The organism is Flavobacterium sp. LS1P28, assembly GCF_003970335.1.
GTDB lineage: Bacteria > Bacteroidota > Bacteroidia > Flavobacteriales > Flavobacteriaceae > Flavobacterium.
The window spans coordinates 445,309-454,298 of the sequence record NZ_RYDI01000001.1; the positions used below are offsets into that span (position 1 = coordinate 445,309).

Sequence of the window (8,990 nt, forward strand, 5' to 3'; positions counted from 1 at the left end):
TAACTAAAAAAAAGTTAACAAATTTGTTACCGATTTTAACTAAATAATAAAAAAGTATTTGTATGTTTGCATAATACTAACCAATAAATAAAAACCAAAGCTGAATAAATAAAAAAAAATCCAATCTATTGCGACAACAATAAATTGGACTATTAATTGGGTTTCAAGTTTCTCACGACTTTCATGATAAGGTTTATTCACCTTACGTATTACCCTTTTCTGTTATGCAAGATTAATACTTTTTTTATTAATAAATGTATTTTGGTGTAACAATTTGTCTGGACTAGCATTGATTCTATGCTGTTTTAAAGAAATGGAATCGATTTAACCCTGAAATATCAGGATTTTTCAAACTTAATACATAAAAAATATGTTTACATTTAAAATTAATAACAAGAAGTACGAGTCAGCTGACTCAAAAATTAATGGATCACAAATACTTAAAATTGCAGGATTTCAGCCAGAAATAGATTATGAACTGCTAATTAAAGTAAATGAAAACGGTTTTGAACCCGTTGAACTGACGGAAGTGATTGACTTAGAAAGCCCAGGAATAGAGGGGTTCTTTGCGAGTCCTTACGAGCATATCATTATTTATGTTGATGATGAACCGATAAAGGTAGAAGAATGTGTTATGACTCCTACAAAAATTCTTATTGCTGATGGAAAAAAGCCTGAAGGTTACTATCTTAAGCAAATTATTGGGCACAACGAAATTGGTTATAAGAATGATAGAGATCACAAAATAGCCATTAAAAATGGTCTGAAGTTCACAACTTGTAAACTTGAACCTACTACTGTTTCTTAAACATGGGAAATCAAGAATTATTGAATCAGTTGCAAAGCAAAGGATTCGAAGCTTGGATGCACACAAATGATTTTGTGTGCTTCAGGTTTGTAGTACCTCACGGCAGATTTAAAGGGAAAGCAATTGAAATTGCCCTTTCTGCTCCGCAATTTCCAATTATACCACCAAGTGGACCTTACTTTAAACCACATTTACTGCCAAATAGTGGAGGAGGAGGAGATCATCCTTATGGTGGAATACATGAATGGAATAAGCCCACATCAGAATTCCAATATTGGAGTAGGCCATTTAATGGATGGACGGCAGGTATGGATGTGAATGATTATTTAGCTTTTATAAGAACTTTATTTGATTTCGAATGAATTATGGTGTAGCAATGACGGAAAGTGTTAACAAGGCTTTGTTTAAGCACTTAATACGTAAAGATGGACAAGAAGATTTGTGTTTTGCTTTTTACAAATTGGCATCAGGAAAAAAGCGTACAGTCGGAATTATAAATAAAATAATTCTACCAGAAACAGGTGATCGAAATGTTCAAGGTAATGTAAGCTTCAATTCTGAATATTTAGATAAAGTTACTGCCTATGCATTGACTAATTCTTACGGTATTTGCTTTATTCATAGCCATCCGTTTCCAGGATGGCAAGGAATGAGTTATGATGACATTGAGGCTGAAACGATGCTTGCACCAAGAGTAAAAGCTGTTACTGGCTTACCTTTAATTGGATTGACTCTTGGTACAGATAACACTTGGAGCGCAAGATTTTGGATAAAGGCTGCTCCCAAGAAATTTGAAAGTTTTTGGTGTGAATCAGTTAGAGTAGTAGGCAAACAGCTGAAATTAAGTTACTGCGAAAAACTTTTGCCAAGTCAAACCTTTGGCGAGGAATTTAAGAGAACTGTATCTTCATGGGGAGAAGCTAAACAAAATGATATCTCGAGATTGAAAGTTGGAATTATTGGTCTTGGAAGTGTTGGTTCTCTACTTGCTGAAGCATTAATGAGAACAGGGATTAAAAACCTTACTTTTATTGATTTTGACACAATTGAAAGAAAAAATCTTGATAGATTATTATCTGCTAGTGTTCAGGATATTGGCAAATTCAAAGTTGATTTTCAAAGGGATCGACTATTGTCAACAGGCGTAATTTCGGATTTGCAAATTCTGGCCTTAAGAAACAGTATTTCTGAAATTGAAGGGTATGAAGCTGCAATTGATTGTGATATTCTTTTTTCATGTGTTGATAGACCCTTGCCAAGATTTATTTTGGATTGCATTTCTTATGCAAACCTTATCCCTACAATTGATGGAGGTGTTGATACAAATCCAAAACCCGATATGTCTAACATTGATCAAGCTAGATGGAAAGCCCACACGACAGGCCCAGAAAGAATTTGCATGAAATGTTTACATCAATACAAACCGGAAGATGTGGCATTACAACAGTCAGGATTGTTGGAAGAGCCAAGTTACATAAAAGGTTTGCCTAAAGATCATTTTATTCATAGGGGTGAAAATGTTTTTGGATTTAGTTTAAGTTTGGCAGGTATGGAGATTCAACAGTTTTTATCTCTAATATTAAAACCTAGAGGATTTTATTACGGACCTAAAGAAATGGATTTTATCACTGGAACAATCGATTCTGCATTTGAAAATGAATGTTCTGGAAATTGTGACATCAAACAGTTACTTGGGAAAGCTGATGAAATCAAATTTCAAATGATATCAAATGATATCGCAGCAGAAAAAATCAGAGAAAAGTATTCGTTTTCTGAAGTTAAACTTCTTAATAAGAAGAATCTTCTGAAAAAGGTAAAGGATTTTGATTAACCTGTTTTTTTAAAATTTGTAATATGAGGCGGTCTAATGGCCGTCTTATTTCAAATATTGTCAACACATTAAATGTAATACTTCGCTGTTTGATAATTTTGCTATTACTTTTTAAAAAGGCTACATAAATTTGATGCGCTAATTGTCAGTGAAAATTCCTCCTATTGGTGAAATCACCAATAATGAAAAAAAACGTATATTTAAAAAAATTAAAAAGAAGATATAATGAAAAACAAAAGTTATGTTATGTGGAACAATAAAGGTGGTGTTGGAAAAAGTACAATCACCTTTCATATTGCTTCTGTTTATGCAGAAAAAAATTTGGATAGAGATGTCGTTGTAGTTGATATGTGCCCACAAGCGAACTCTTCATCAATGCTTATGGGTGGTGGAAAGCAAAGTGAATCAAAATTACAAGAATTGATTTCTAAAGATGAGCCACAAAGTATTGTTGGATACATTACTGAAGCTACTTTAAGTGGCGATGCAGACATTTCCAAATACGCTACTAAATTAATTGATATAAACACAAATCTTACCGATAATTTATATTTGATTTCTGGTGATGGCAATTTAGAATTAATTGCGCCCTTATTATCTGAGAGAGCAGAAGCTACCCCACTTTCTGCAGCTGATAAGCCATGGGTTAAAATTCACAGTATTATAAAAAATATGACTGAAAAAAGACTGTCTTCAGAAAGACCTTGTACCTATTTTATTGACACAAATCCTAGTTTTGCAATTTATACACAATTAGCAATCGTCGGTGGCGAAAAATTATTGGTTCCAATTAATGCAGATGATTCGTCAATATTTGCAATAACTGGGCTTTTTAACCTCATTTGGGGGACATCTGTTGTTCATCCTGTGTATGGTAAATACACTTTTGCTTCAAAAGCTAAAGACCATGATCTCCAATTGCCTAAAATTTCATATTTATTGGGAAACAGATTTACTCAGAAAAAAGGAGCTGCACATGCATTTAAGGCCTTATCCAATGAAGCTCTTCTAAAAATGTATTCAGAATTTAAAAATAATCCTGATAAATTTGAAAATATGCCGGAGGATATTAACAATATTTCAGATTTTGAAAAAGCATATAGTATTGAACTCAGAGATTTTAACAGTGCTGGAGTAGTTGCTGCGAACCAAGGCTTGCCTTTAAGTAAGATGGATAAACATACTTATGAAGTTTATGGTGAGAAAATTCAAGTAGCAAAAGAGCAAAGAGATTTGTGCAAGAAAGCTATTGAGAATTTGGTTAGTAATTTATAGAATTATTAGTAGGTTTTGAGAAAATGGGCTCGAAGGTTAAACCTAAAATTCATGCATATAAATGGGATTTGTAGTTTTGAAGTGCATTTATAAAAAAAAGACGGTTTTTGACACCGTCTTTAGTTTTAGGAGTACTTCCAAAGAAATCCTCCACTGTTTTCCCGTTCTCCACGACAGCAACGAGATATACAGGTTTTTGAAACTTCAGTTTTTTCTGATGCTTCTGCAACTGAAATGTACTTGGCTACAAGATTACCATCTAAAAAAGATTGTACTACTTCCCTTTTTCTACTATCATTCTCAGCAACGAATGTTTCCATTTTGTCATAACTCCATAGATAACCGCCTAAAGTATGATTTACGTTCCAACAGGCTCTACTTATATCTTGCTTCCTTACGCCTATTGTTTTTGAAGCGGTAGTTAAATCTTCAAATGTTGCATTTAATGAGCCGTCTAAATTGTATTTATAAACGGTTTTCTTAAATCCTCCACCTTTATCTGAGTTATAGCCATTCTCAAGTGCATCATACTCTGAGATATACTTTATCTCTTTAGAGGCTAATTCATCATTACTTGAAGCTGTATCTATTTGCTCCCAAGTAAAAGCATCGGGACCATAAGTCCCGACTGCTTCTTGAAAACAACTGCCAACTTTTTTATCTGCTTTTTGTAGGTGGTCTGCTTTTCTCTCCTCAAGAGATCTTGCAGTAGCTCCAATGTAAACTTCATTAGTTTGAATGTTCACAACCTTGTAGATGATTTTATTTTGCATATTTCATCTCTTTTTTTGCTAAAATGAAGCTGTAATTGCCTCCTGAATTTTTTGTGTGAAAATCACATCCATTGTCATTAGAAAAATTTGTTATCCATTTTGAAAAGATATGAGGGCTCACCACTTCAACTTGAGGATAATACTCTTCAAATTCTTTTTGTGTTGCTCTTTTATCTCGCCACTCATTAGGTGTAAAATTGATGTTAGCGTATTCTACAAATTCAGGACAACTTTTGCTATATGCTTTAGTTTTTTCTAAGTTTATTGAATCTACTTCAATCAAACCATTCAACAGATAATCTTGTAAACATGTCATCATGAAATAATAAAATTTGTTCCACTGATCTTCACCCCAATCATTACTAAAAAATCTTTTTCCAAATTCCATTTCAGGAGTAGAGTCTTTAGTATAATGGTTTGCTATTTCAAATTCATGTCTTCTTCGTAAGTCTGAATTTCCACCGTCTCCTTTAATCAAATAATTAGAGCTTAGTAAAATTTTAGGTGCGTCTTCGAAATCAATTATAAAAGATTGCTTTCCTTTTTTTTCAACTTCTATACCTGAAGTTATCATTGTGTAATAATCTTCAAAATCAACATTTTCTTTTAGATCATCGTAAGCGACTATATCTGTAGTAATATTTATCCTTTGATTCTTAAAAAAACTTCCCGTTTTCAGTTCTTTACCACTAACATAAACCGATTCTCGACACATCTCCAAGGCTTTAATGATGATGGTTTTTCCAGTTCCTCCATGTGCTTGTTTGTTAACCCCCATTTTTTCATCATACAATATTACTGCTTTGGGTTCTCCAATTTCTTTGTTTCTATGGAGTAGGTATCCTATCATCGTTTTAAAAGCTTTAAATCTTTCGTTATCGTTAAAGGTTAAGTTCTTGCAAAAAACTTCAAAATCACCAGGTTTTTCATCTGCAGGAATTGTAAAATCTCTTTGTATTATTTTATCCTCCCATATTACCGATGCTGAATTTTCGTAATCTAAAACTTGAACCCCTTCTTTTTTAACGTTGCAAAAGATATTTTTGAAGTAAAAATCAGAACTATCTTTACTGTCCCTATCTTTTTTAAATTCTAAGGTGTTTAAAAGAGTTAATTTTTTACTAGACACAAAAGTACCAACGCCTCGTGCAAATGTTTCCTGTATTTCTTCTGTCGCATTCTGTTTAAGGTATTCATTTAACACGTTGATTATTTCATGTTCAGATGTGCTTGTTATCTTATTGTTTTGACATTTTACTAATATATAATTAGTTGGATTAATTCGGAGATTTGCATAGCCGATGTTGTTTAAATTCAAAATTAAAGCTGACTGATTGATTTTACTTGGTTTACCTTTTTCATCTGTCCAAAATTGGACTGCTTTCTTATTCATGTATTATAACTTTATAATATTTGTCTATTTCACTAAATTCTATGGTAAGACAGTTGACCATATATTTTTTGAAATAAATTAATACCTACGATCTCGTTGTATCGTCTATTTTGGTTTTCATTATTTCAAAGAACTGGTGTAAAGGTGTGACTAATGTCAGGTAAGAATAGGGGAAATATTTGTTTCCCCCGTTAGTTAGGGAGCTTATTTCAAATGAAAGAAGTTATCCTTGGTGAAAAAGTCTTTTAATCGAGTGATTGATTTTGAAATAGATTTTGAACCATTTCCATATTCGCTCAATAACTTATTAGAGTGCTGTATCTCTTTATAATCATCAGTAGTTTTATCATAGTATAAAAAATGATTATCGATTAATTTGCCTAACTCTGCATTGTAAGGGTATCTAATAATTCCTTTTTGCCTTAGCAGCAGGAAAAAAGCGAGAATATCAATCTTGTTCATATTTAGCTTAATTTTTTCATCAAATTTGAACAAGTTGTCAAAAAGATTATTTTCATATAAGAATTCTAAAACTAATTCTATCTGTCTAGAAAGTAAAATCTTGATATCTTTAGATAAATAAGTTGCATTAAATATTTGGGTATCTAAATGTTTTAAATTTTGGATAGTTAGAGTGATATAACTTTTTCTTTCTATTTCATTATGTAAAAAATCCTTGTTAATTATTGAAGTTATTTGATTTATTGTAAAAGTTGCTAATGTTTTAATGTTCTGAGTTATGAAGTCTTCATAAAAATAAATGTCCTTATAATGATCAATATTATTGATGTCAATAGTTTTATAAATGATGAAAAAATCTTCTTTTTTTACTTCCGAATATATACCTTTTCCACCACTTAATTGAATTTCCTCTACCATTCCAATGTTTCTTTCATCATAACTTAAGAATTTATTTTGAAGATTTAAAAAATGGTATTCAGTACTAAAATCAATAAAAGAGGGTGTGAAATTCATAAGATAAAAGTTGACGTCAACTTGACAAGTTTTTTAAATAAAAAAAGGTAACGCAATTTATATAATTTTTGCGTTACCTGATTAACAATAGCTATTTACGTTTTCAATTGCTTTTTGATATAGGAGAGGCAGTTTCAAAAGCTTGGGTATACAAAAAAGTATAACTCCTTTGCCTATTTTACATTATAATATCAAAGTAATAGTAAAAGTAGGCGTCATTATTGATGATATACACCGTTTTTAACTCGTATGTAACCTTGATTTCTTGCACTAAAACAATTTGCCCTCTTTTTAGGATGCCAATATCTTGTAGGACTCTGACTTTAACTGGACAAAACAACCGTATTAGGACACCATAATGCGTAATTACATAGATTTCTCGTGGAGAACTGTATTTTAATAGCTCTGCCAACTCTTTTTTTGTCATTTTTATGGAATATATTATTGTTTTTAGAGGGTAAGCTTGTTACCAATTATCACAAAAAATGCTATATTATATTAATGGATGAAATAGCTTGATTCCTCCTTTTCAATGGCATTTAATAGATAATTCACATGAGCGTACGAATTCAGATTCCTTTCTAGGATGCTATCAATATAGCTGCTCTTATTGGCCTCTGTGAAAAGGTTGTAAAGATTCCAAAAGCTAATCGTATTGTTTTTTGATTTAGAAAAGTGAGCATCTGTGTGATAATCCCTGACTACAATATTTAATTGTGTGTCATTCATAGAAAGTGGGAATAGATTGTGTTTCTCTTCTTTGCTCAAATAAGGGAATAGTTTCATCTTCCCAATCAAGTGAGCAAACTGAATTTCTGTCAGAGAGTACCTGAACATTCTCTGCATATTTTCAAGATGCTCTTTCTTTTTGTAATTATTAATCAGTTCATAAATCTTGGATTTTAATTCCATAATTGAACTGACACGAAGGTCTTCTTTGAGTCCATCGGTAGAATACAAAGGTTAGTACAAACAGTATTTTGAAACCCTACAAACACCTTAAATTTCTCCATAGATTTTTTACTAAAAAGATTCTCTTGATTGTAACTTCTGACTCCACCAATGGTTAGATTAAGTTTATTTCCATTGACAACCTCACTAATTTCAGGTACTTCAATTACGAATGCCATACGCTCGTAATAAATCGTCTTCTCGTGCTCTAGAAGCTCTTTTGCGGGCTTTCCGATTGCAGTTGGAATTCTGCCTTTGATTACGTGAGATACTCGAATATCAGGCTTTAAAATGCCTTTGTAATTCAAGATGTCTTCAACCACTTCTTTAGTACTGCTGATAAATTCATAATGGCTAATTGTGCACTCGTTATCTTTTGCGAAAACAGGAACACTGCATTCATTTTTTAAATGGTTTAATGACACTTCAATTGTACTAGCTTCTATGAAATTCCTTTTAGGAAATACAATTACTTCTGTTTCATCAATAATTTGATGTTCCTGATTATTTAATACTAAGTTCATTTTCTTGAGGATTTAAGTTTTGAATAATTTCTTCGTCGTGGATTAACTGTGCTGAAAGATTATCAAGCACTTCTTTTCTAGCCATTACTACAGGATATAATTCTGTGCTTAAATTTGGATATTTCCCATAAACTTCTTTTAAAGCATCGGGTGTTGCACAAGCATTTATTTCTTCAGTAATTTTATCAATCGATATGCCTTGATTACACCAATTGATAAGCTTTTTACCCGTTGTTGAATTAATTATAAATTCAGGTATTCCAGCAAACAGTCCAGTTCTATCTTTGGATGCTGAAACTAAATGCTTATCATTTAAAAATTCGAAGCTTACTGTCAATTCATATTCAAAACCCTCTCTCGTAATCTCTTTTGTACCCAATTTCTGGACATGCTAACTTAGCCATCACATTAAGTTAAGAAATAATCTTAATTTTAGCCTATGAAACAAGTCCGCAAAATT

General features: G+C 32.0%; 9 protein-coding genes and 1 pseudogene. 4 read left to right on the forward strand and 6 right to left on the reverse strand.

Annotated elements, in window-relative coordinates:
* Positions 1-370 precede the first annotated feature (370 nt).
* The 4 genes from EKL97_RS01930 to EKL97_RS01945 all read left to right on the forward strand — a co-directional run bounded on the left by EKL97_RS01930 (position 371) and on the right by EKL97_RS01945 (position 3,914).
* Positions 371-808 (forward strand): multiubiquitin domain-containing protein, encoded by a 438-nt coding sequence (locus EKL97_RS01930; RefSeq protein ID WP_126567919.1) that lies wholly within the window; start codon positions 371-373, stop codon positions 806-808.
* A gap of 2 nt (positions 809-810) precedes the next feature.
* On the forward strand, positions 811-1,170 hold the full coding sequence (locus EKL97_RS01935) for a hypothetical protein (protein WP_126567920.1): 360 nt from the start codon (positions 811-813) through the stop codon (positions 1,168-1,170).
* A complete protein-coding gene (locus tag EKL97_RS01940) occupies positions 1,167-2,639 on the forward strand; it encodes a ThiF family adenylyltransferase (protein ID WP_126567922.1) in 1,473 nt (490 codons plus the stop codon). Before EKL97_RS01935 ends, EKL97_RS01940 begins: the two co-directional genes overlap by 4 nt.
* A gap of 225 nt (positions 2,640-2,864) precedes the next feature.
* Positions 2,865-3,914, forward strand: a complete 1,050-nt coding sequence (locus EKL97_RS01945) for a ParA family protein (RefSeq protein WP_126567923.1) — start codon at positions 2,865-2,867, stop codon at positions 3,912-3,914.
* A gap of 125 nt (positions 3,915-4,039) precedes the next feature.
* On the opposite strand, the gene EKL97_RS01950 is transcribed toward EKL97_RS01945, so the two are convergent.
* The 6 genes and pseudogenes from EKL97_RS01950 to EKL97_RS01975 all read right to left on the reverse strand — a co-directional run bounded on the left by EKL97_RS01950 (position 4,040) and on the right by EKL97_RS01975 (position 8,909).
* Complete coding sequence (locus EKL97_RS01950; protein ID WP_126567925.1) at positions 4,040-4,687, reverse strand: GIY-YIG nuclease family protein; 648 nt, start codon at positions 4,685-4,687, stop codon at positions 4,040-4,042.
* On the reverse strand, positions 4,677-6,080 hold the full coding sequence (locus EKL97_RS01955; RefSeq protein ID WP_126567926.1) for a primase-helicase family protein: 1,404 nt from the start codon (positions 6,078-6,080) through the stop codon (positions 4,677-4,679). Before EKL97_RS01955 ends, EKL97_RS01950 begins: the two co-directional genes overlap by 11 nt.
* Positions 6,081-6,284: 204 nt before the next feature.
* Entirely contained in the window at positions 6,285-7,055 is a 771-nt protein-coding gene (locus EKL97_RS01960; RefSeq protein ID WP_126567928.1) for a hypothetical protein, read from the reverse strand.
* 178 nt (positions 7,056-7,233) lie between these two features.
* Entirely contained in the window at positions 7,234-7,482 is a 249-nt protein-coding gene (locus EKL97_RS01965) for a hypothetical protein (protein WP_126567929.1), read from the reverse strand.
* A 71-nt stretch (positions 7,483-7,553) separates the two neighbouring features.
* Positions 7,554-8,530 (reverse strand): annotated as a pseudogene (locus tag EKL97_RS16055) (DUF3871 family protein).
* Positions 8,511-8,909, reverse strand: a complete 399-nt coding sequence (locus EKL97_RS01975) for a hypothetical protein (protein WP_126567931.1) — start codon at positions 8,907-8,909, stop codon at positions 8,511-8,513. Before EKL97_RS01975 ends, EKL97_RS16055 begins: the two are co-directional and overlap by 20 nt.
* Positions 8,910-8,990 lie beyond the last annotated feature (81 nt).